The sequence below is a fragment of the Nocardiopsis sp. RV163 genome (genome assembly GCF_001029525.1).
GTDB classification, from domain to species: domain Bacteria; phylum Actinomycetota; class Actinomycetes; order Streptosporangiales; family Streptosporangiaceae; genus Nocardiopsis; species Nocardiopsis dassonvillei.
Genome location: NZ_LEKI01000100.1, coordinates 1 through 22,053, shown reverse-complemented (window position 1 = coordinate 22,053; position 22,053 = coordinate 1). Strand labels below are relative to the sequence as shown.

Genomic DNA, 22,053 nt, shown 5'->3' with positions numbered 1-22,053 from the left:
CCTGAGGGGCGCCCGCTCGGGACCTCCGCTTCGGCCCGCCCGTCGCCCGCCCCGCCGCGGAGCGCCACGGCGAGCGGGGGCGGGCGACGGGCGGGCCGAAGCGGAGGTCCCGAGCGGGCGCCCCTCAGGGGAGCGGGGGGAGCTCGCCGGTCTCCTCGTAGGCCGTCAGCATCGCGATGCGGCGGGTGTGCCGTTCCTCGTCGCTGTACGGGGTGGTGAGGAAGACCTCCACGAACCGGGTGGCCTCCTGCGCGGAGTGCATCCTGGCGCCGAGGCTGAGCACGTTCGCGTCGTTGTGCTCACGCGCCAGGCGGGCGGTGTCCTCGCTCCAGGCCAGGGCCGCGCGTACGCCCCTGACCTTGTTCGCGGCGATCTGCTCGCCGTTGCCGGAGCCCCCGATGACGACGCCCAGGGAGCCCTTGTCGGAGGCGGCCCCCTCGGCCGCGCGCAGCACGAAGGGCGGGTAGTCGTCAGCGGCGTCGTAGGCGGCGGGCCCGGCGTCGACGACGTCGTGGCCCTGCTCCCTCAGCCAGGAGACGAGGTGTTCTTTGAGCTCGTAGCCCGCATGATCTGATCCAAGGTAAACACGCACGGGACCAGTCTGGCAGGTCACGGCGGCGGCGAGAGCAGCGCCCCGCTCGCCGGGGCGAGGCGGGGCGCGGTGGTACTCGTGTCCCTCAGATGGAGCCGGAGGCCGCAGCGGCGACGCTCAGCCCGAGAACAGCGAAGAGGGCCATCGAGCCGATGGCGATCACGTTGTAGATGACGATCGCCTTGAGGTCCTTGCCGAGAGGACCTGCCTTGGAGACCGCGGGCTTCTTGCTCAACTTCCACCTCGTTAGGGTTCGACCAGGGATATCCCGTCGGAAATTTTTCCACACCGCACAACGTGTTTCTCACCGGGGCCGATTCCGCGCGAGGAGCCGCGGGGGCCGTGAGTCCGCGCACACCCGTCGGCGGCTGCGCGCCAACGGTTCGCGCGCCGGGCCCCGCGGGGCCCGGCGCGCGTGCGGCGTCACAGCTGGACGGCCTTGACCTCGCAGAACTCCTCCAGGCCGTGGGCGCCCCACTCGCGCCCGTTGCCGGAGCGCTTGTAGCCGCCGAAGGGGGCCCTGGGGTTGAGGGCGCCGCCGTTGACCTCCACCTGTCCGGCCCGCAGGCGCCGGGCCACGGCCAGACCGCGCTCGGGGTCGCCGGACCACACCGCCGCGTTGAGCCCGTACACGGTGTCGTTGGCGATGGCGACCGCCTCCTCCTCCGTGTCGTAGGGGATCAGGACCAGCACCGGGCCGAAGATCTCCTCCTGGGCGATGCGCATGTCGTTGCTGACGTCGGCGAAGACCGTGGGGTTGACGTAGTAGCCGTTCGGGCGGCCCTCGACCGGTCCGGGGCCGCCGGTGACCAGGCGGGCGCCCTCCTCCACTCCCAGCGCGAGGTAGGAGCGGACCCGCTCCAACTGGTCGGCGGAGACCAGCGGGCCCATGCGGGTGGCCTCGTCCGCGGGATCGCCGGGCGCGTACTTGGCCGCGGACCCGGCGGCCAGGGTGACGGCCTCCTCGTAGGAGTCGCGGTGCACCAGCATGCGGGTGAGCGCGTTGCAGCTCTGCCCGGTGTTGCGCATGACGTCGGCGACGCCGCGCTTGACCGCCTTGACCAGGTCGGCGTCGGGAAGGATGACGTTGGGCGACTTGCCGCCCAGTTCCAGCGCGACCTTCTTGACCGTCTCCGCGGCGACCTGGCTGACCCGGGTCCCGGCGCGCGTGGAGCCGGTGAAGGACACCATGTCCACACGGGGGTGGGCGGCGATGGCCTCTCCGACGACCGGCCCGGTGCCCGACACCAGGTTGAACACGCCCGCGGGCAGGCCCGCCTCGTGGAACACCCCGGTGAGGGCGTAGGCGCTGAGCGGGGCGACCTCGCTGGGCTTGAGGACGACGGTGTTGCCCGCCAGGAGGGCGGGGACGACCTTGAGCACGATCTGGTGGAGCGGGTAGTTCCACGGGGTGATGGCGCCGACCACGCCGACGGGTTCGCGCACGATGAGCGAGTTGCCCACCCGCTCGCCGCCGAAGTAGCGCTCGCCGCTCTCCTCGACCAGGTCGATGTAGGTCCGGAACATGAGGGCGGGCAGGCCCGCCTGGACCTTGCGGGCGAACAGCGCCGGAGCGCCCATGTCCCGGGTGAGCTCCGCGGCGATGTCGTCGAGGCGGGCGTTGAACAGTTCCAGGGCCTTGGTCAGGTGGGTGACGCGCTGCCCGGGCGTGAGCGCGGACCAGGCGGGCAGGGCGGCCGCCGCCGCCGCGACCGCGGCGTCGACGTCCTCGGCGGCCCCGGCCGGAACGGTGTCGATGACCTGCTCGGTCGCCGGGTTGACCACGTCCAGTGCCTCGCTGGAGGCGGAGTCGCGCCAGGCGCCGTCGATGTAGAGGGATCGCATGGCCCCACTGTCGCAGAACGCGATTCGGGTTGGCCAGTCCGGGACGCGGGGCCGGTGCTTTCCCCGATGCCGGGGGTCCGCGCCGCCCCCGTGGAGGGCGGCGGACCGGTGTCCCGCCGGGTCAGTCCCAGTGCGGGGGGCGTTCCGCGAGGAGGCGCGCGGTGGAGTCGTCGTCGGAGTCGCCCCAGCCGGGGCCCCTCTCGTCGCCGGTGGTGTCGGGCAGGATGTCGAGGTCGTCGAGGAAGTCGACCCTGCGCTCGTCGTCGGGTCCGGACACGGTCCCCCGCCCCCTTCGCGTTCGTGGCGGCGGACCCCTGCCCGCCGCCGGTGTTCGCCTCCAGTGTGCACCCGTCGGGGCGCACCGCGGCCGTCCGCCCCGCCGGGCCGGGGTCCGCCCCGGCCCGGCGGTCGCGGTCAGTCGAAGACGGGTTCCCGGGTGCGGGTCCGCTTGAGTTCGAAGAACCCGTCGGTCCCGGCGACCAGGAGCACGCCGTCCCAGAGCCTGCCGGCCGCCTCGCCGCGCGGGATCGGCGTGACGACCGGCCCGAAGAAGGCGGTGTCGGCGACCCGGATCACAGGGGTGCCCACGTCCTCGCCGACCAGCTTCATCGCCTCGGTGTGCGAGGCGCGCAGTGCCTCGTCGTAGTCGGTGGACGCACCCGCCTCGGCCAGGTCCCCGGGCAGTCCGGCCTCGGCCAGCGCCGCGCGGATCGTGTCCGCGGTGCGGGGTGCGCCGCCGTTGTGGAAGCGGGTGCCCAGTGCCGTGTAGAGGCCGCTCAGGACCTCGGGGCCGAAGCGCTGTTCGGCGGCGACGCACACCCGCACCGCCTCCCAGGACCTGTCGATGCTCTCGCGGTAGTCCTCGGGCAGGTCGCGGCCCTCGTTGAGCACGCCCAGGCTCATCACGTGCCAGCGCACGCGGACCGGCCGGACCTTCTCCACCTCGACGAGCCAGCGCGAGGTGATCCAGGCCCACGGACACGCGGGGTCGAACCACATGTCCGCCTGGACGGTCTCCTGCCCGTCGCCGGGGTCTGGGGTCTGGGTCATCGCTGCTCCTCGGATCGGGAAAAGGTGTGCACACTTCGGATCGTAGGAGTGCAACCCCGGCTATCGGTTGCGCATTCCGTGCTCTCGCGTGACAGGATCGGGGCGAGTGGAAGACGACCCCCGGCCCCGACGACGCTCCACCCCAGGCGGCGGACTCGCCGTGGTCGGCAACGATCCGGCCGGCGGGGACGGCGGCCGTGGAGGGAGCGTGGCGTGGCAGGGAACCTGACACGGGACGAGGCTCGTGAGCGGGCGCGGATTCTCAGCGTCGACTCCTACGCCGTGGAGCTGGACCTGACCACCGGTGCCGAGACCTTCAGGTCCACCACCGTGATCCGGTTCTCCAGCTCGGAGGCCGGGGCGCGGACGTTCGTCGAGCTGGCCGCCCCCGCGATCCGCACGGCGACGCTGAACGGGACCGAGCTGGACGCGGCCGAGCTGTTCGACGGCGAGCGCCTAGTCCTTCCCGAGGTGGCCGCGGACAACGAGCTGACGGTCGTCGCCGACGCCGCGTACATGCGCACCGGAGAGGGCCTGCACCGGTTCGTGGACCCGGTCGACGACTCGGTGTACCTGTACACCCAGTTCGAGACGGCGGACGCGCACCGCATGTTCGCGTGCTTCGACCAGCCCGACCTCAAGGCGACCTTCGAGCTGACGGTGTTCGCTCCCCCCTCGTGGGAGGTCGTGTCCAACAGCGCGCCCGACGTGGAGCGCGAGGCCGCGGGCGAGGAGCGGGTGCGCTGGCACTTCCCGGCCACTCCGGTGATGTCCACCTACATCACCGCGCTGATCGCGGGCCCCTACCACGTGGTGCGCGACGAGCACGACGGCATCCCGCTGGGCCTGTACTGCCGGGCCTCACTGGCCGAGCACCTGGACTCCGACGCCCTGTTCGAGGTGACCAAGCAGGGCTTCGACTTCTTCCACGGCCTGTTCGACCTGCGCTACCCGTTCGGCAAGTACGACCAGCTGTTCGTGCCCGAGTTCAACGCGGGCGCCATGGAGAACGCGGGCGCGGTCACGTTCCTGGAGGACTACGTCTTCCGTTCAAGGGTCACCGACGCCCGCTACGAGCGCCGCGCCGAGACGATCCTGCACGAGATGGCGCACATGTGGTTCGGCGACCTGGTCACCATGCGCTGGTGGGACGACCTGTGGCTGAACGAGTCGTTCGCGACCTACGCCAGCGTGTACTGCCAGGCCAACGCGACCAAGTGGACCGACGCCTGGACGACGTTCGCGAACGTGGAGAAGAGCTGGGCGCTGCGCCAGGACCAGCTGCCCTCCACCCACCCGGTCGCCGCCGACATGGTCGACATCCAGGCGGTCGAGGTCAACTTCGACGGCATCACCTACGCCAAGGGCGCCTCGGTGCTCAAGCAGCTCGCGGCGTACGTGGGCGTGGACGCGTTCTTCGCGGGCGTGCGCGCCTACTTCAAGGAGAACGCGTTCGGCAACACCGAGCTGCGGGACCTGCTCAAGCACCTGGAGGCCGCCTCGGGCCGCGACCTGTCGGGCTGGTCGCGCGACTGGTTGGAGACCACGGGCGTCAACACGATGCGTCCGGAGTTCGAGGTGGACGCCGAGGGCCGCTTCACCTCGTTCACCGTGCTCCAGGAGGCGCCTTCCGACCACCCGACGCTGCGCTCGCACCGCCTGGCGATCGGTCTGTACGACCGCACCGACGAGGGCGTCGTGCGCCGCGAGCGCGTGGAGCTGGACGTGCGCGGCGAGCGCACCGAGGTCCCGGATCTGGTCGGCAGACTCCGGCCGGACCTGGTGCTGATCAACGACGACGACCTGACCTTCACCAAGGTCCGCCTGGACGAGCGCTCCCTGCGCACCGTGGTGGAGGGCGCCGGCGGGATCCGCGAGTCCCTGCCCCGCGCGCTGGCCTTCGGCGCCGCCTGGGACATGACCCGCGACGGCGAGATGGCAGCCCGCGACTACGTCTCCCTGGTCATCTCCGGGATCAGCGGCGTGGACGACGTCATGGTCGCCCAGACCCTGCTGCGCCAGGCCAACTCGGCCCTGCACATGTACGCCGACCCGGCGTGGCGCCCGTTCGGCTTCGAGCAGCTCTCCGAGCGGCTGCGCGAACTGCTGACCGCGGCCGAGCCGGGCGGCGACCTGCAGCTTGCCTACGCCAACGCGCTGGCCGCCTCGGCGGTGAGCGACGCCCACCTGTCCCTGGTCCGGGGCCTGCTGGACGGCGCGATCACCGTGGACGGGCTGGTCGTGGACACCGACCTGCGGTGGACGCTGCTGCGCCGCCTGGTCGCGACGGGCAAGGCCGGGGAGGCGGAGATCGCCGCCGAGCTGGAGCGCGACGCCACGGCGGCCGGTCAGCGCAACGCCGCCGGAGCGCGCGCCGCGATCCCCACCGCCGAGGCCAAGGCCGCGGCGTGGGAGCGGATCGTGGGCGAGGAGCTGGCCAACGCCGAGTTCCGCGCGGTCCTGCTGGGATTCACCGAGCCGGGCCAGGCCGAGCTGTACCGGCCGTACGTGGAGAGGTACTTCGCGCAGCTGGGCCCGGCCTGGGAGAAGTGGACGGGCGAGTTCGCGCAGACCTTCGCCGAGGTGGTGTACCCGAGCGGCCTGGTGGAGGAGGCGACGCTGGAGCGCACGGACGCCTACATCGCCGAGTCCGACCCGGCCCCGGCGCTGCGCCGCCTGCTGGTCGAGGGCCGCGCGGGAGTGGAGCGGGCCCTGCGCGCCCGGGCCACCGACATCGCCGCAGGCGAGCGCCAGGAGTAGGACGCGAGGACCGCGCGCCCGCTCCGCCGTCGCAGGCGGGGCGGGCGCGCGTGTTCGGCCCCGCCGCGCGCCGTGGCCCCGGGCCGCCCCCGGGGTTCGAGCGCGGTCGTGGGCTCGGACGCGGGCCGGGCCCCTCGCGTCGCACCGGCGACGGTTCCGGCGGACCCGCTAGGGGGTGTGGTCCCGCCGTCCGACCGGCCCGAGGGTGCGGCGGATGCGCGCCACCATGCGCGGGTCGGCGAGCAGTTCGTCCACCAGGACCGGCTCGCCCTCGCCACTGGTGAGCGGGATGCGCCAGTTCGGGTACTCGCCGCTGGTGCCGGGCTGGTTCTGCATCCGACGCTCCCCCACCACATCGGTGAGCGCGACCCCGATCATGCGGGCGGGGGTGGCCACCAGGTAGGCGTGCATGGCCGCCACCACTGAGGCCGGGTCGGCCACCGGGTCCACGTCGTCGTCGAGCAGGCCCAGCTCCACCAGGAGCTCGCGCCAGCGCTCCACCCGCGACTCGGCGTCGGCGCGCTCCTCCTCCACGGGGCGGCCGAGCAGGCCCAGCCGGTCGCGCAGCTCCACGTGCTCGGTGGACAGGAACGACGCCACCGGCGGCAGGTCGTGGGTGGCTACCGTGGCCAGGCAGTCGGCGCGCCACTCCCCCGGCGGACGCGGGCGGCCGTGGTCGTCCTGTTCGAACCACAGCACGGAGGTGCCCAGGACCCCGCGGTCGGCGAGGTGCCCGCGCACCCACGGCTCGACGGTGCCCAGGTCCTCCCCGACCACGACGGCGTCCGCCCGGTGGGCGGCAAGGGCGAGCGTGCCCACCATGCCCTCGTGGTCGAAACTGACGTAGGCGCCCTCGGCCGCGGAGGCGCCCTCGGGCACGCACCAGAGCCGGAACATGCCCATCACGTGGTCGATGCGGACCCCGCCCGCGTAGCGGAACGCCTGGGCCAGGATCTGGCGGAACGGTTCGTAGCCGCGGCCGGCCAGGCGCCGGGGGTGCCAGGGCGGCTGGCCCCAGTCCTGCCCCTGCTGGTTGAACTCGTCCGGGGGCGCCCCCACGTGCAGGCCGGGCACGAGCGCGTCCCCGTACATCCACGCGTCCGCGCCGCCCGCCTGCACCCCGACGGCCAGGTCGTGCACGATGCCGACGGCCATCCCCGCGGTCTCGGCGGTGGTCTGCGCCTGGGAGAGCTGCTCGTCGAGGACCCACTGGAGCCAGCGGTGGAACTCCACTGCGGACCACCGGCGCCGGGCCTCCTCCCAGACGTCGCGGCCGTGGACCCCGCGCAGCCCCTGCGGCCAGGTCCGGTAGTCGGTGCCGTGCCGCTCGGCCAGGGCCGACCAGGTGGCGAACTCGATCAGCGGTCGGCCCTCGCGTTCGAGGTAGGCCCGCAGGGACTCCTCGCGGCCGGGGGCGCGGGGAGCCTCGAAGAGCACTTCCAGAGCGGCGCGCTTGGCCCTCCACACGGAGTCGCGGTCGAGGAGGTCGGCGGTGCGGCCGCGTTCGCGCAGCGGCCGGGCCAGGCGCTGGATGCCCTCGCGCTGGGCGGGGTCGAGCCGGGCGTACTCGGGCACGTCCTCGATGCGGATGTAGAGGGGGCTGGCGTAGCGGCGGCTGACCGGCAGGTAGGGCGAGGGCTCCACCGGGGGCAGCGGCTCGGTGGCGTGCACAGGGTTGATCAGGGCGAAGTCGGCGCCCAGGTCGCGCGCGCTCCAGTCGGCCAGCTCGGCGAGGTCGCGCAGGTCGCCGGTGCCCCAGGAGGCGCGGGAGCGCACGCTGTAGACCTGCGCCATGACGCCCCACAGTCGCGGGTGGTCCCTGAGCGCGCTGGGTTCGATGCGGTCGGGGGCCACGAGCAGGGGCGCGGTGTGCTCGGCGGCGCCGTCGTTGAGGCGCAGGGTGTGCACGCCCAGCGGCAGTCCGGGGCCGAAGGGCAGCAGGGAGCCGCCGGAGGTCTCGACGACGCTGTGCGCCCCCTCGGGGAGCACGAGGTCGGGCGCCTTGCCCTCGCGGACGACCACCGCGGGCGGCAGCGGGTCCGGCGCCGCCCCGGCGTCCGGGGCCTGCGGGTCCACGCCCAGGGCCGCCAGGACATGGCGGATGGTGTCGGGACTGACCGGGACCCTGCGCCCCCGCCAGTCCTCGTAGGTCGTCGCGACTCCGTGCTGCTCTGCCAACCGTGCCAGCTGAACGTCCCTCACAGAATCCGATCATGCCCTACCAGGGGCTCCGTACACCGGAGGCCGTTCCGGCGTGGGACCAGAACGTGTCCCGGGTACGGGCCGATAACGTCTCCCCGCGCGGCGCGTCCGGACTGTCCAGCACGTACGAACGGGTGCCCTGCACAGGACGTCAAATCGATCGCCCCTTGTCCTCGACATCTGCATAATCGGGATGTGCTCGCGAACTACCGACGGCTCTTCGCCGTCCCCCACGTGCTTCCCCTGCTCGCCTGGTCCCTGGCCGCGCGCTTCTACATGCCGGGGCTGATGATCGCGGTCACCTTCCTGGTGGAGGGGTGGACCGGCTCCTACACCCTGGCCGGGCTGGTCGCGGGCGCCTTCACCCTGGGCATGGCGGTGGTGGGACCGCTGCGCGGGCGGATGGCCGACCGGGGCGGGACCGACCGGCTGGTGCTGGTGTGCGGCGTGGTGTTCAGCGCGGGGCTGCTGGGCCTGGTCCTGCTGCCCGAGCGGCTGTGGTGGCTCTCGCTCCCGCTGGCGCTGGGCACCGGGCTGTTCGGCTCCCCGGCCAACCAGATCGTGCGGGCGCTGTGGCCTCGGCTGACGCGCGGCCCCGAACGGCAGGCGATCTACGCGGCCGAGGCGACCACGCAGGAGCTGCTCTTCGTCTTCTCCCCGATCATGACCGCGGGTGTGGTGGCCTTCGCCGGTGCCCGCTGGGCGCTGGTGCTGCTGTCGGTGGTGGCCCTGCTCGGCTCGGCCGGGTTCGCGGTCGGGCTGCGCCGGGCCGGGGTCACCGGTCCCGCACCTACCGGGGAGGGAGCCGGTGAGGAGCCGCCCGGTCCACGCCGGAGTCTGCTGCGCAGCCCGGCGCTGGTGGCGCTGTTCCTCATGTGCCTGCTGATGGTCAGCGGGATCATGGGCGTGGACCTGGTGATCGTGGCGTGGGCCAACGAGCTCGGCGCTCCCCAGTACGTGATGGTGCTGGCGTCGGTGTGGGCGCTGGGGTCGCTGGTGGGCGGGGCCGTCGCGGGCGCGCTGCGCGGCCGCCCACACCTGGTGCGCCGCTGCTTCGGCTCGGCTCTGGGCGTGGCGGTGCTGGTGCCGTTCGTGCCGCCGATCGCGGACCTGCCGACTCCGCTGCTGGTCACACCGCTGCTGTTCCTTTCCGGCATGGCGCTGGCGCCGACCCTGGCCGCGGTCATGGGCCGTCTGGGCGACCTGGCCCCGGCGCGGCGTCGGGCCGAGGCCTTCGGGTGGATGTCCACGGCGCTGGGCCTGGGCGGGGCGGTGGCCGGTCCTCTGTCCGGAGGCCTGATCGACCTCATGGGCATCGCGGGCGGCGTGCTGGGTGCGGCGGTGCTGGTGCTGGTGTCGGCGCTGCTGAGCCTGTTCGTGCCCGAGCCGCCTGACGAGGCCGCCGAGGAAGTGGTCGGCCCCGCCCCGGAGGAGGTCGGGGGGAGCGTGCTGGAGGCCCCGCCGGTGCACGGTGCCGCGGCGGGAGCCGAGGCCGCGTCCGACGACCCCCGCTGAGGCGCGGGCGGAGGATCCACCGGAAGGACTGCCCCGGCCGCCGCACCGGCGTCCGGTCAGCCGGTGCGCAGCGGCGGGACGCGGTGGGCCCAGGGGCGCGCGCGTTCGAGCTGTGCCGACAGCGACAGCAGGGTGCCCTCGCCGCCCATGCGGCCTGTGAGCATGACACCGATCGGCAGTCCCTCGGGCGACCAGTGCAGGGGAACGCTGACCGAGGGCTGGCCCGAGACGTTGTAGACCGAGGTGAACGGCGCGAACGCGGTCATCCGGCGGAACTCCTCCTCGGGTCCGGCGCCGGTGAAGTGCCCCAGCGGGACCGGGGGCGCGGCCAGCACGGGTGAGAGCACCGCGTCGAGGTGTCCGGTCGCGGCGACGAGGGAGCGGACGCCGCTCTGGAGGCGGGCGCAGGCGGCGATGTAGTCGGGCACGGGCGTGGAGCGGGCCCGCTCGCGCAGCCACTGGTTGAGAGGGCTCAGCTCGGCCTCGCGGGTGGGGTCGACCGGCGTGGCCGAGGCCATCGCCGCCCAGACCACCCCGAAGTCCGCCATGAAGGATCCGCCGAAGTGGGCGTCCCCGGGGGCGGGGACCTCCTCCACCTCGTGTCCCAGGTCGGTCAGGAGGCGGACGGCCTCCTCGTGGGCGGCCAGCACGTGGGGGTGCACGGGGATCCGGGCGGAGCCGGTGGTGGTGTGGCAGCCGATGCGCAGGCGCCCGGGTTCGCGGCCCACGTGGTCTGCGAAGGTCTCGCCGGGCGGCAGGGGCGGGGCGGTGAAGTGGTCGCCCGGTCCGGAGAAGGCCATGGCGTCCAGGAGGAGGGCGGCGTCCCGGACGCCTCGGGTGAGGGGCCCGGCGGTGGACAGACCGGCGAGGTCGGGTTTGAGGGGCGCGCCGGAGATCCGGCCGCGGGTGGGCTTGAGGCCGAAGAGCCCGCACGCGCTGGCGGGGATGCGGATCGATCCGCCGCCGTCGCTGCCCTGGGCGACCGGGGCGAGTCCGGCGGCGACGGCCGCCGCGGCGCCTCCGCTGGAGCCACCCGGGGACAGGTCGGTGTTCCAGGGGTTGCGGGACGGCGGGGCGACGGCGTTCTCGGTGTAGCAGCTCGACCCGAACTCGGGGGTGTTGGTCTTTCCCGGAAAGACCGCGCCCGCGGCGCGCAGCCGGGCGACCATGCCGGAGTCGGTCGGGGCGACGGCGCCGCGGAAGGCCGGTGAGCCGTGGGTGACGCGGACCCCGGCCACCGGGTCGAGGTCCTTGACCGGCACGGGGAGCCCGAGGAGCGGCGGCAGGGACTCTGGCGTGTCGGCCATCACCCGATTCTGCGCGTAACGGGCTTGTTCGAGCGCCTTTTCCGGGGTAGCCGTAATGTACGCGCCAACGAGGTGGTCATACCTCTCGGTACGGTCCAGGAAGTGCTCAGTGATCTCAGTAGGCGACAGCTCACGACTGCGGACCATCGCGAGGAGCCGATGGGCCGGAAGGTCATGGATCTGGGTCATGGCGAGTCAGGTTAGCGGGCACACCGCAGGGCACCACCGCGAGGAGGACTCGACTTCTCCGGAGGGACTGACCGAAGGGCAAGCATTCCCTGTCCTGAGGCGGCCGACACGCTTGGGCGCCGAGGAACGGGGTTAGAAAAGTGTGAGAAGTAATGCACTAGGACTCGGATATGGATCGAACTAACCTGTCCGACGTGAAATCGGCTACCAGAGTGAACGGCTCCACTCCATCGTCCGGGGGATCGGGCCCCGAAAGGCCCGAATCCCTCTTTTTCCCCAACCAGAGAAAGAAGAAGGACACCTCGGGCGGCAAGGCGGTCTACGGTGCCCTGCGTTCCAACCGCTCCGTCCGCAGGTGGGTGGTACGCGGCGGCGGTGCCGCAGCGGTGGCCGTCCTGGTCGGCCTGCTCACCTCCGACTGGCGGACCGGCGTCACCTTCGGCGTCCTCACCCTGGCCGGGATCATGGTGTACTCCTCCCGGCGCGAATCCGAGATCCCGCGCTGGCGCAAGCCCTCCGCGGCCCAGCGCAAGACCGAGGCGCAGCTCAAGGTGATGAAGCAGCTCGGCTACCGCGTCCTGCACGCGCGCGCGGTGCCCGGCGGCAACGGCCAGATCGACCACTTCATCGTGGGGCGGCGGGGCGCGTTCGCCATCGACTCCGAGTCGTGGGACAAGCGGCTGCCCCTGCGCAACAAGCTGGAGAAGCTCTACCACGGGCGGTTCAGCAAGAACGAGCGCATCGACGAGGCACTGGAGGAGGCCAAGCGGGCACAGGACCTGATCAGCTCCGAACTGGGGCGCGAGGTCAAGGTGCGCGCGTCGCTGGCCATCTACGGCCCCGGCATGCCCTGGGACAGCCACCGGCTGCGGGGCGTGGACATCATCACCGGCACCAAGGTCCGCAAGTGGCTGCGCAGCGGCAGGGACCGCCTGACCGAGAAGGAGATCGAGGAGATCTACCAGGCCGCGGTGAAGGCCCTACCGCCCAGGTACTGAGACGCCTCCACCCCCTTCCAATACCCCGGCCCGGGACGGACCACAGCGCCGTGGCACCCGGGCCCTTCCCTTGTACAGGGGCTTCCCGCTCCCACGCCCCGGCCTCGGCCAGGCCCCCGGCCGGCCTCCCCACCACCGACGTCTCACGATCCGGATGGCCTGTCTTCCACTCCGAGACCAGAGCGGTGCGACGAAGGACTACCATCGAGGGGAAACACCCGTAACGATGGGAGCCCACCCCATGCCAGCCCTACGCTCACGCACCGTCACCCACGGCAGGAACATGGCCGGCGCGCGCGCCCTCATGCGCGCCACCGGTGTGGAGCGCGAGGACTTCGGGAAGCCCATCGTGGCCGTGGCCAACAGCTTCACCGAGTTCGTCCCGGGCCACGTCCACCTGCGCGAGGTGGCCGAGGTCGTCGCGAACGCCGTCCGCGAGGCGGGCGGCGTCCCCCGCGAGTTCAACTCCATCGCCGTGGACGACGGCATCGCCATGGGCCACGGTGGCATGCTCTACTCCCTGCCCAGCCGCGAGCTGATCGCAGACTCGGTCGAGTACATGGTCAACGCGCACTGCGCCGACGCCCTGGTGTGCGTGTCCAACTGCGACAAGATCACCCCGGGCATGCTGCTGGCCGCGCTGCGCCTGAACATCCCCACGGTGTTCGTCTCCGGCGGCCCCATGGAGGCGGGCAAGGTCACGGTGGTCGACGGCACCGCCACCACCGTGCGCAAGCTGGACCTGATCAACCCCATGATCGCCGCCGCCGACGAGAGCGTCTCCCAGGCCGAGCTGGACGAGATGGAGGAGGCCGCCTGCCCGACCTGCGGCTCCTGCTCCGGCATGTTCACCGCCAACTCGATGAACTGCCTCACCGAGGCGATCGGCCTGGCCCTGCCCGGCAACGGCACCGTGCTGGCCACCCACACCGCCCGCCGCGCCCTGTACGAGGACGCCGGACGCCTGGTCGTGGAGGCCGCCAAGCGCTACTACGAGGACGACGACTCCTCCGTCCTGCCGCTGTCCATCGCCACCCCCGGGGCCTTCGGCAACGCCATGGCCCTGGACGTGGCCATGGGCGGCTCCACCAACACGATCCTGCACCTGCTGGCCGCGGCCACGGAGGCGGGCGTCGGCTTCGGCCTGCCCGAGATCGACGCGGTCTCGCGCCGGGTGCCGTGTCTGTGCAAGGTCGCGCCGAACACCGAGAAGTACCACATCGAGGACGTGCACCGGGCGGGCGGCATCCCCTCCATCCTGGGCGAGCTGGCCCGAGGCGGCCTGCTGGACACCTCCCTGCCCACGGTGCACGGCAAGACGGTCGGCGAGTTCATCGCCGAGTGGGACATCGTCTCCGACACCGTCTCGCCCGAGGCGGTGGAGCTGTTCCACGCGGCCCCCGGCGGCAAGCGCACCACGAAGGCCTACTCGCAGGACACCCGCTGGGACACCCTGGACACCGACCGGGAGAAGGGCTGCATCCGCTCCGTCGAGCACGCCTACACCAAGGACGGCGGCCTGGCCGTGCTGTTCGGCAACCTCGCCCCCGGCGGCGCGATCGTCAAGACCGCGGGCGTGGAGGAGGAGCTGTGGACCTTCTCCGGACCGGCCAAGGTGTTCGAGTCCCAGGAGGACGCCGTGGACGGCATCCTCAACAAGCGGATCGAGCCCGGTGACGTGGTGGTCATCCGCTACGAGGGACCCAAGGGCGGCCCGGGCATGCAGGAGATGCTGTACCCGACGAGCTTCCTCAAGGGCCGCGGCCTGGGCAAGGCCTGCGCCCTCATCACCGACGGCCGCTTCTCCGGCGGCACGTCGGGGCTGTCCATCGGTCACGCCTCCCCCGAGGCCGCCGCGGGCGGTGACATCGCGCTGGTGGAGGACGGCGACGTCATCAGCATCGACATCCCCAACCGGGGCATCGTGCTGGAGGTCTCCGCGGAGGAGCTCGACGCGCGCCGCGAGCGCCTGCTCAAGGAGCTGGGCCGCTTCAGGCCGCGCGACCGCCAGCGGCCGGTGACCGCGGCGCTGCGCGCCTACGCGGCCATGGCGACCTCGGCCTCGACCGGCGCCGCGCGCGACGTGTCCCAGGTCGAGAGGTAGTCGGGTCGAGGAGTAGCGGACCGGGGGCGGGGGCGGTGCGACCGCCCCCGCCCTCAGGAGCAGCAGCCGCCCCCGCAGCACCCTCCGCCGGAGGGCGCGGGGGCGGACGCGCGTCCGCCCACCGCCACGGTGGACAGCAGCCTGACCGTGTCGCCGTGCCCCTGGGGGCACGCCGCCGGGTCGCCGGCCCGCGCCATCGGACGGGAGAGCTCGAAGGTGTCGCCGCACTCGCGGCAGCGGAAGTCGTATCTGGGCATGCGGTCAGAATACGGCCGCCCCGGCGCGTGTGCCATACGACCGCCCCCCGGCGCGTGTGCCGGGGGGCTGTCGGGGTCGGGGCGGCGCCGGGTGGGACGCGAGGTCCCGGCTCCGCCGGATCAGGCGGCCAGACGGGCCATGTACGGCTCCCACTGGGGGTCGCCGTGGAGGTCGCCGTTGATCAGGCGCCAGTGGGGCCCCTTGGGCACCTTCGGGGTCACGTGCAGCTCCCAGCCGAGTTCGTCCAGGAACTTGTCGGCCTTGCGGTGGTTGCACGGCTTGCACGCGGCGACCACGTTCTCCCACACGTGCGCGCCGCCGCGGCTGCGCGGGATGACGTGGTCGATGGTCTCGGCCTTCTTTCCGCAGTAGCCGCAGGTGTGCCTGTCGCGCCGCATGAGGGCGACCCTGGTGAGGGGCACTCTGCGGCTGTAGGGGACGCTGATGTAGCGTCGGAGCCGGATGACCGACGGCACGTCGTAGGAGCGTGTCGCCGAGTGCAGTATCGCGCCCGCGTCGTCCTGGTGGACGACCTCCGCCTTCTCCCTCAGGACGAGCAGGATCGCCCTGCGCAGGGGCAGTGTCGTCAGTGGTTCGAAGCTGGCGTTGAGCAGCAGCACGTGGCGTCGGGCGGTGCCTGTGCCACCCTCCCGGCTGCTTCGGGCGCTCATCGCGTCGCCCCAGCCGTCGTCAGTGACGGCCGTGTCTCCTCCCCGGCCAGCCGATCGGCCAGCCAGGAGACCTCCCTGTGCACCGATCCGAGGATCGATGGTTCCGTACGCCTTGCCACACGGACCTCCCGGTGGTCCCGCCGAGTTGCGTCCCGCATTCAGTTTGCGTGGTCGGACCGCTCCGGCGCCACCCCAATTTGCGCTGGGCCGCCCAGAAACCGCGTGTTCCCCCTTTTCCCGGTTCCATTGTGCGCTGGCGGCGCTCCTTTCCGCACTGGCGCCGCGCCGGGCACACCGGGGTGGATAGGGTGCGAAGTATGCGTGAACTCCGCTACCCCCAGGCCGCACGGCTGGACATCATCGAGAACCTGCACGGCCACACGGTCGGTGACCCCTACCGGTGGTTGGAGGACGGCGATTCGGCGCAGACCAAGGAGTGGGCTGCCGCGGAGGACGCCCTGTACACCGAGGTCTCCTCGCGGTTCACCACGCGGGACTGGTTCGCCGAACAGGTGCGGTCCCTGCTGGGCGCCGGAAGCGTCGGTGCGCCCGTGTGGCGGGGGGACCGCCGCTTCTTCGTCCGCCGTGCCGCCGAACAGGAGCACGGCGTGCTCTACGTCCAGGACGGCGACGGCCCCGAGCGGGTGCTGGTGGACCCCGGGGCACTCGACCCCCAGGGTCTGACCACGCTGGACGCCTGGAAGCCCGACCACTCCGGCTCGCTCCTGGCCTACCAGCTCTCCGAGGGCGGAGACGAGGAGTCGGTGCTGCGCGTGGTGGACGTGGCCGGCGGCGACCTGGTGGACGGGCCCGTCGAACGGGTCCGTTACAGCCCGATCGCCTGGTTGCCCGACTCCTCCGCCTACTACTACGTACGCCGGCTCCCCCGGGACCGGGTGCCCGAGGGCGAGGAGAGCTACCACCGCCGCGTCTACCTGCACCGCCTGGGCACCCCCGCCGAGCAGGACACCCTGGTCTTCGGTGAGGGCCGCGACAAGACCGAGTACTTCACCCCGGTCGTGAGCCGGGACGGGCGCTGGCTGGTGCTGCTCGCCAACCGCGGCACCTCGGCGGCCACCGACGCCTGGATCGCCGACCTGTCCGACGGGAACCTGGACGCGCCGCGCCTGGTCCCCTTCCAGGAGGGCGTGGACGCCTCCCTGTACCCGCACGTGGGCAGGGACGGGCGCCTGTACCTGTTCACCGACCGGGACGCCCCGCGCGGACGCCTGTGCGTGGCCGACCCCGCCGACCCCGGCTACGGGAACTGGACCACCCTGGTCCCGGAGGACCCCGAGGCGGTGCTGGAGGGGTACACGGTCCTGGACGGCCCCGGGATGGAGCGGCCCGAGCTGCTGGTCCTGCGCAGCCGCCACGCCGTCAGCGAGATCACCCGGCACGACCTGGCCACCGGCCAGCCGCTGGGCCGGCTGGAAATGCCCGGTCTGGGCACCGTGGCCGGGCTGGTCGAACGCCCCGAGGGCGGGCACGAGGCGTGGTTCGGCTACACCGACAACACCCACCCGTCGTCGGTGTACCGCTACGACGCGCTCTCGGGGGAGGTGTCTCCGTGGGCCGACGCCCCCGGTGAAATCGACCTGCCCGACGTGCGGGTGGAGCAGGTCGCCTACACCTCCCGCGACGGCACGGCCGTGCGCATGCTGGTGGTGTCCCCCAAGGCTCCCGCCGAAGGGCCCCGGCCGACCGTCCTGTACGGCTACGGGGGCTTTCGCATCTCCCTCACGCCCGCCTACTCGGCGGTGGCGCTGGCCTGGGTGCGCGCGGGCGGCGTGTACGCCGTCGCCAACCTGCGCGGCGGACTGGAGGAGGGCGAGGAATGGCACCGGGCGGGCATGTTCGCCGACAAGCAGAACGTCTTCGACGACTGCGCGGCGGCGGCCGAGCACCTGGTCGCCACGGGGGTGAGCGACCCCGAGCACCTGGCCGTCATGGGCGGCAGCAACGGCGGACTGCTGGTGGGGGCCATGGTCACGCAGCGGCCGGACCTGTTCACCGCCGCGGTCTGCTCGGCCCCGCTGCTGGACATGGTCCGCTACGAGCGGTTCGGACTGGGCCAGCTGTGGAACGTGGAGTACGGCACCGCCGAAGACCCCGAACAGTTGGGGTGGCTGCTGGGATACTCGCCCTACCACAACGTGCGCGAGGGCATCCGCTACCCGGCGACGCTGTTCACCGTGTTCGACAACGACACCCGGGTGGACCCGCTGCACGCGCGCAAGCTGTGCGCGATGATGCAGCACGCGACGGCGGCAGCGCCCGAGGAGCGGCCGATCCTGCTGCGCCGGGAGTCGGAGGTGGGCCACAGCTCGCGGTCGGTGAGCCGCAGCGTGGCGCTCAACTCCGAGCAGCTGGCCTTCCTCGCCCACCACCTGGGACTACGAGTGGGCTGAGACGTCCCCCGGTGTCCGCCCCGCGAGAGCAACAACACAGGGGCCGGGCACCGGGGGGTGCCCGTTCCTCCGCCAAGCGTTGAGACAATCGGGGGGAACCGCTCCCCCGGGAGAACAGCGCGAGAGGATCCGGACGTGACACAGACCGAGACCGGAGCCGTCGGCACCCGGACGGCCGAGCCCCGCAGGCACGTGCACCTCGCGCAGGTCCGCTACGCCGACCTCGACCCGCAGCACCACGTCAACAACGTCCGGATGCTGACCTACCTGGAGGACGCCCGGGTGTCCTTCCTGCGCTACGGCGGCGCCGTCGAGGGCGACGAGGTCTTCGGCGCCATGGTGGTGGCCCGCCAGGAGGCGGACTACGTGGCCCCGCTGCTGCCCCGCTCCGAGCCGGTGCGCGTGGAGCTGTGGGTGACCGAGGTGCGCAACGCCAGCTTCACGCTGGCCTACGAGATCCGGGACGAGACCACCGTGTACCTGCGGGCCCGGACGGTGCTGGTCGGCTTCGACGTGCCCACGCAGCGCGCCCGGCGGCTCGACGAGGTCGAGCGCGCCTTCCTCGCCGACTACGCCTGAGCACCGCGGCGGGGACCGGCAGGCCCCGTCCCGGCCGCCGTCTCGCCTCAAATCACTTGAGGGAGATGGTGACGGCCTCGCCGTCGTCCCCGTCGTCGCCCTTCGCCGACACCGAGACCCGGGTGGGGTCGGCGACCTCGGGGACGGTGTTCTCCTCGGGCACGTTGACCATGCTGTGCGCGGCCATGACCATGTACTCCCAGAGCTGGCGCTCCATGGCCTCGTGCAGTTCCAGGGAGTCCACGGCGGCGCGCATGTGCGTGAGCCACAGGTCTCGCTCGGCGGCGCCGATGCGGAACGGCACGTGCCGCATGCGCAGCCGGGGGTGTCCCCGCTGCTCGTTGTAGGTGCGGGGGCCGCCCCAGTACTGGATGAGGAACAGGCGCAGGCGCTCCTCGGCGGGGCCCAGGTCCTCCTCGGGGTACATGGGCCGCAGCACGGGGTCGTCGGCCACCCCCTCGTAGAAGCGGCGGACCAGGCGGGTGAAGGTCTCCTCACCGCCCACGGCCTCGTAGAACGTCATCTGCACGGGCTTTTCGCCCGCGCTCTGCTGGGAATCGCGCGCGGAAGTCATCGCCACCAGGGTATGCGACCGCCCCGGCCCGGACGAGTCGTCCGGGCGGAGAACGCGAGGGCCCGCGGCCGGATCGGGGATCCTGCCGCGGGCCCTGGTAACCGCTCGGCGCGGGGCGCTCGGCCCCGGCCGGTCAGTCGCGGGTGAGCTTGCGGTGGGTGACCGCGTGCGGGCGCGCGGCGTCGGGGCCCAGGCGCTCGACCTTGTTCTTCTCGTAGGACTCGAAGTTGCCCTCGAACCAGTACCAGTTGGCGTCGCCCTCCCACGCCAGGATGTGCGTGGCGACGCGGTCGAGGAACCAGCGGTCGTGGGAGGTGATCACGGCGCAGCCGGGGAAGTCCAGCAGCGCGTTCTCCAGCGAGCCGAGGGTCTCCACGTCCAGGTCGTTGGTGGGCTCGTCCAGGAGCAGCAGGTTGCCGCCCTGCTTGAGGGTGAGGGCCAGGTTCACGCGGTTGCGCTCACCGCCGGAGAGCACCCCGGACGGCTTCTGCTGGTCGGAGCCCTTGAAGCCGAACGCGGCGACGTAGGCGCGGCTGGGGATCTCGACCTTGCCGACCTCGATGAAGGTCTCGCCGTCGGAGATGGTCTCCCAGACGTTCTTGGTGTCGTCGATGCGACCGCGGTACTGGTCGACGTAGGAGATCTCGACGGTCTCACCGACGTTGATCCTGCCCTGGTCGGGGGTCTCCTCGCCGACGATCATCTTGAACAGCGTCGTCTTGCCGACGCCGTTGGGGCCGATGACGCCGACGATGCCGTTGGGCGGCAGCGAGAAGCTCAGGTTCTCGATGAGCACGCGATCGTCGAAGCCCTTGGTGAGGTTCTTGACCTCGACCACGGTGTTGCCCAGACGCGGGCCCGGCGGGATCTGGATCTCCTCGAAGTCCAGCTTGCGGGTCTTGTCCGCCTCGGCGGCCATCTCCTCGTAGCGCTGGAGGCGGGCCTTGCTCTTGGTCTGGCGGGCCTTGGCGTTGGAGCGGACCCACTCCAGCTCGTCCTTGAGCCGCTTGGCCTTCTTGGCGTCCTTCTGCCCCTCGACCTTCAGTCGGGCCTGCTTGGTCTCCAGGTAGACGCTGTAGTTGCCCTCGTAGGGATAGAACTGGCCCCGGTCCAGCTCCAGGATCCACGTGGCGACGTGGTCCAGGAAGTACCTGTCGTGTGTGATCGCGATGATGGTGCCCGGGTACTTGGCCAGGTGCTGCTCCAGCCAGTTCACGCTCTCGGCGTCCAGGTGGTTGGTGGGCTCGTCGAGCAGCAGCAGGTCGGGCTGTTCCAGGAGGAGCTTGCACAGGGCCACGCGGCGCTTCTCGCCACCGGAGAGCTGGGTGACGGAGGCGTCGCCGGGCGGGCAGCGCAGCGCGTCCATCGCCTGCTCCAGCTGGCTGTCCAGGTCCCAGGCGCCCCGGTGGTCGAGCTGCTCCTGGAGCTTGCCCATCTCCTCGAGCAGGTCGTCGGAGTAGTCCGTCGCCATCTGCTCGGCGATCTCGTTGAAGCGGTTCAGCATCGCCTTGGTCTCGGCGACGCCGTCCTCGACGTTCTCCAGGACGGTCTTGTCCGGGTCGAGGTGGGGTTCCTGCGCGAGCAGACCGACGGTGAAACCGGGCATGAGCCTCGCCTCGCCGTTGGACGGCTGCTCGATGCCGGCCATGATCTTCAGAAGCGTCGACTTACCCGCACCGTTGGGGCCCACGACACCGATCTTGGCTCCGGGCAGGAACGACCCCGAAACGTTGTCCAGGACGACCTTGTCGCCGTGCGCCTTGCGCACGTTGTTCATGGTGTAGATGTACTCCGGCATGAGTCCAAGCCTAGGGTGTCGCGGCCAATGCCCCCGCCATGGCCCGGGCCCCCGGGAGCCGGTTCCGGGCGGCGGTCGCGGCCCGGACCCGCCCCGCGGGGGCCGCGCCCCTCACTCCTGCGGCCGCTTGCTCCTCGCCCGCAGCCAGCGGGGCGTGAACTCCCGCCAGCGCTCCACGGGCAGCCCCCAGGCCAGCGCCCGGCTCATCAGCACCGCCATGGAGTAGCCGGGGTCGGCGTCCAGGGCCACCTCCAGCGCCGCGGCCGCCAGGCGCTCGTCCCCGCGCTGCCAGGCCGCGACCGCCAGCAGTGAGGCGGGCGCCGCGCGCTGATGCCGGGGCAGGTGGCGGGTGACCCGGGCCCACAGTTCCTGGTGGGCGGGGGCCGCCTCGGCGGTGATGCGCGCCCACGCCTCGTCGCGCACCCGGATCTCGCCGAGGTAGACCCCCAGCCAGGCCAGTTCCTCCCGGCCGGTGACGCCCCGGCCCTCCCGTTCGGCCCGTACCGCCGCGAGCACGGCGCTCAGGCCGCGGTCGGTGAGCGAGCCCCGCATCCCCTGGTCCAGGAGCCGACGGGCGCGCGCCTGTACCTCTCCTGCGACCGCGTCCATCGCGGCGCGTTCGGGGCCGCGCACGGGCCGCAGCACCTCCCGCACCCGCTCGATCTCGGCCGTGACCTCCGAGAGCGGCTGGACCGGGACGATCCCGTGCAGGACCGCGCTGGCCGGGACGGTGGAGCTGTCCACGTTGACCACCGTCCCCTCCACCGGACAGCAGTCGGCCCTGGCGCAGGTGTAGGACCAGTAACGGCCGCCGGTGACCCGCAGGGCGTCGACGACGGCCAGGCCGCGGCTCCGGGCGGCGGACAGGATCCTGTCGACGTGGGGCGTGACCCGTTCGGGCGGCCCGTAGGCCACGACCACCAGGGAAGTGCAGCCCTCCGCGGCGGCCATGTCCACGGGGACGACCGCGCGCTCCAGCGGGTCGCCGGCGGCGGCCAGGCGGTCCAGGTCGCCGCAGAACGCCGAGTGCACGCCCTTGTCGCGCACGGCGAGGACCACGATCCCAGGATCGGGCGGCGCCCCCACCAGGTAGGGCAGGGTCGCGATGATGTCGGTCGGATTGGTGAGGGTGAGGGCGGTGCCCGCCGCTGCGGGGCCGGTCCGCCCAGGCCCGCCGGGGCTCCGGGGCGGGGGGACGGG

Annotated in this window: 18 protein-coding genes; 6 read left to right on the top strand and 12 right to left on the bottom strand. The window is 72.4% G+C overall.

The features are described from left to right. Positions 1-124: 124 nt before the first annotated feature. The 5 genes from ABD54_RS17475 to ABD54_RS17465 all read right to left on the bottom strand — a co-directional run bounded on the left by ABD54_RS17475 (position 125) and on the right by ABD54_RS17465 (position 3,487). Positions 125-592, bottom strand: coding sequence for a ribose-5-phosphate isomerase (locus ABD54_RS17475; RefSeq protein WP_013154420.1), 468 nt, complete (start codon positions 590-592; stop codon positions 125-127). Positions 593-677: 85 nt separating this feature from the next. Continuing rightward, positions 678-827 (bottom strand): hypothetical protein, encoded by a 150-nt coding sequence (locus ABD54_RS28600; RefSeq protein WP_165435955.1) that lies wholly within the window; start codon positions 825-827, stop codon positions 678-680. A gap of 188 nt (positions 828-1,015) precedes the next feature. Further along, positions 1,016-2,437: an aldehyde dehydrogenase family protein gene (locus ABD54_RS17470; protein WP_047870566.1), complete on the bottom strand. Its 1,422-nt coding sequence runs from the start codon at positions 2,435-2,437 to the stop codon at positions 1,016-1,018. A gap of 121 nt (positions 2,438-2,558) precedes the next feature. Further along, complete coding sequence (locus ABD54_RS28595; protein WP_013154423.1) at positions 2,559-2,714, bottom strand: hypothetical protein; 156 nt, start codon at positions 2,712-2,714, stop codon at positions 2,559-2,561. 137 nt (positions 2,715-2,851) lie between these two features. Further along, positions 2,852-3,487 carry a DsbA family protein gene (locus ABD54_RS17465; RefSeq protein ID WP_047870565.1) on the bottom strand — a complete coding sequence of 212 codons (636 nt, stop codon included), beginning with the start codon at positions 3,485-3,487 and terminating at the stop codon, positions 2,852-2,854. A 213-nt stretch (positions 3,488-3,700) separates the two neighbouring features. Here ABD54_RS17465 and pepN point away from each other — a divergent pair, with 213 nt between their 5' ends. Further along, complete coding sequence (gene pepN, locus ABD54_RS17460; RefSeq protein ID WP_047870564.1) at positions 3,701-6,247, top strand: aminopeptidase N; 2,547 nt, start codon at positions 3,701-3,703, stop codon at positions 6,245-6,247. A gap of 168 nt (positions 6,248-6,415) precedes the next feature. Here the strand turns inward: pepN and malQ are convergent, their stop codons facing one another. Further along, positions 6,416-8,449: a 4-alpha-glucanotransferase gene (gene malQ, locus ABD54_RS17455; RefSeq protein ID WP_047870563.1), complete on the bottom strand. Its 2,034-nt coding sequence runs from the start codon at positions 8,447-8,449 to the stop codon at positions 6,416-6,418. Between the two features lie 195 nt (positions 8,450-8,644). Here malQ and ABD54_RS17450 point away from each other — a divergent pair, with 195 nt between their 5' ends. After that, complete coding sequence (locus ABD54_RS17450) at positions 8,645-9,964, top strand: MFS transporter (RefSeq protein WP_047870562.1); 1,320 nt, start codon at positions 8,645-8,647, stop codon at positions 9,962-9,964. Positions 9,965-10,020: 56 nt separating this feature from the next. On the opposite strand, the gene ABD54_RS17445 is transcribed toward ABD54_RS17450, so the two are convergent. Further along, the gene (locus ABD54_RS17445; RefSeq protein WP_082166868.1) at positions 10,021-11,460 is read right to left on the bottom strand and encodes an amidase; all 1,440 of its coding nucleotides are present in this window, start codon (positions 11,458-11,460) and stop codon (positions 10,021-10,023) included. A 212-nt stretch (positions 11,461-11,672) separates the two neighbouring features. Between ABD54_RS17445 and ABD54_RS17440 the strand changes: the two genes are divergently transcribed. Together ABD54_RS17440 and ilvD are read left to right on the top strand one after the other, a co-directional pair. Next, positions 11,673-12,458, top strand: a complete 786-nt coding sequence (locus tag ABD54_RS17440) for a nuclease-related domain-containing protein (RefSeq protein WP_047870561.1) — start codon at positions 11,673-11,675, stop codon at positions 12,456-12,458. Between the two features lie 241 nt (positions 12,459-12,699). Further along, complete coding sequence (ilvD, locus tag ABD54_RS17435; RefSeq protein ID WP_082166869.1) at positions 12,700-14,562, top strand: dihydroxy-acid dehydratase; 1,863 nt, start codon at positions 12,700-12,702, stop codon at positions 14,560-14,562. Positions 14,563-14,615: 53 nt separating this feature from the next. On the opposite strand, the gene ABD54_RS17430 is transcribed toward ilvD, so the two are convergent. Further along, the gene (locus ABD54_RS17430; RefSeq protein ID WP_041552825.1) at positions 14,616-14,819 is read right to left on the bottom strand and encodes a zinc ribbon domain-containing protein; all 204 of its coding nucleotides are present in this window, start codon (positions 14,817-14,819) and stop codon (positions 14,616-14,618) included. 120 nt (positions 14,820-14,939) lie between these two features. After that, positions 14,940-15,440 carry an HNH endonuclease gene (locus tag ABD54_RS17425; RefSeq protein WP_047870560.1) on the bottom strand — a complete coding sequence of 167 codons (501 nt, stop codon included), beginning with the start codon at positions 15,438-15,440 and terminating at the stop codon, positions 14,940-14,942. A 368-nt stretch (positions 15,441-15,808) separates the two neighbouring features. On the opposite strand from ABD54_RS17425, the gene ABD54_RS17420 reads away from it, so the two are divergent. Both ABD54_RS17420 and ABD54_RS17415 read left to right on the top strand, forming a co-directional pair. After that, complete coding sequence (locus tag ABD54_RS17420; protein WP_047870559.1) at positions 15,809-17,902, top strand: prolyl oligopeptidase family protein; 2,094 nt, start codon at positions 15,809-15,811, stop codon at positions 17,900-17,902. Positions 17,903-18,037: 135 nt separating this feature from the next. Further along, entirely contained in the window at positions 18,038-18,481 is a 444-nt protein-coding gene (locus ABD54_RS17415) for a thioesterase family protein (protein WP_047870558.1), read from the top strand. A gap of 52 nt (positions 18,482-18,533) precedes the next feature. Here the strand turns inward: ABD54_RS17415 and ABD54_RS17410 are convergent, their stop codons facing one another. From ABD54_RS17410 to ABD54_RS17400, 3 genes are all read right to left on the bottom strand, one after another. Further along, positions 18,534-19,055 carry a globin gene (locus ABD54_RS17410; protein ID WP_235432096.1) on the bottom strand — a complete coding sequence of 174 codons (522 nt, stop codon included), beginning with the start codon at positions 19,053-19,055 and terminating at the stop codon, positions 18,534-18,536. A 133-nt stretch (positions 19,056-19,188) separates the two neighbouring features. Further along, on the bottom strand, positions 19,189-20,853 hold the full coding sequence (gene ettA, locus ABD54_RS17405; RefSeq protein ID WP_047870556.1) for an energy-dependent translational throttle protein EttA: 1,665 nt from the start codon (positions 20,851-20,853) through the stop codon (positions 19,189-19,191). A 111-nt stretch (positions 20,854-20,964) separates the two neighbouring features. Beyond that, positions 20,965-22,053, bottom strand: a 1,089-nt coding sequence (locus tag ABD54_RS17400; protein WP_047870555.1) for a DUF4192 domain-containing protein, incomplete at its 5' end; no start/stop codon positions are given.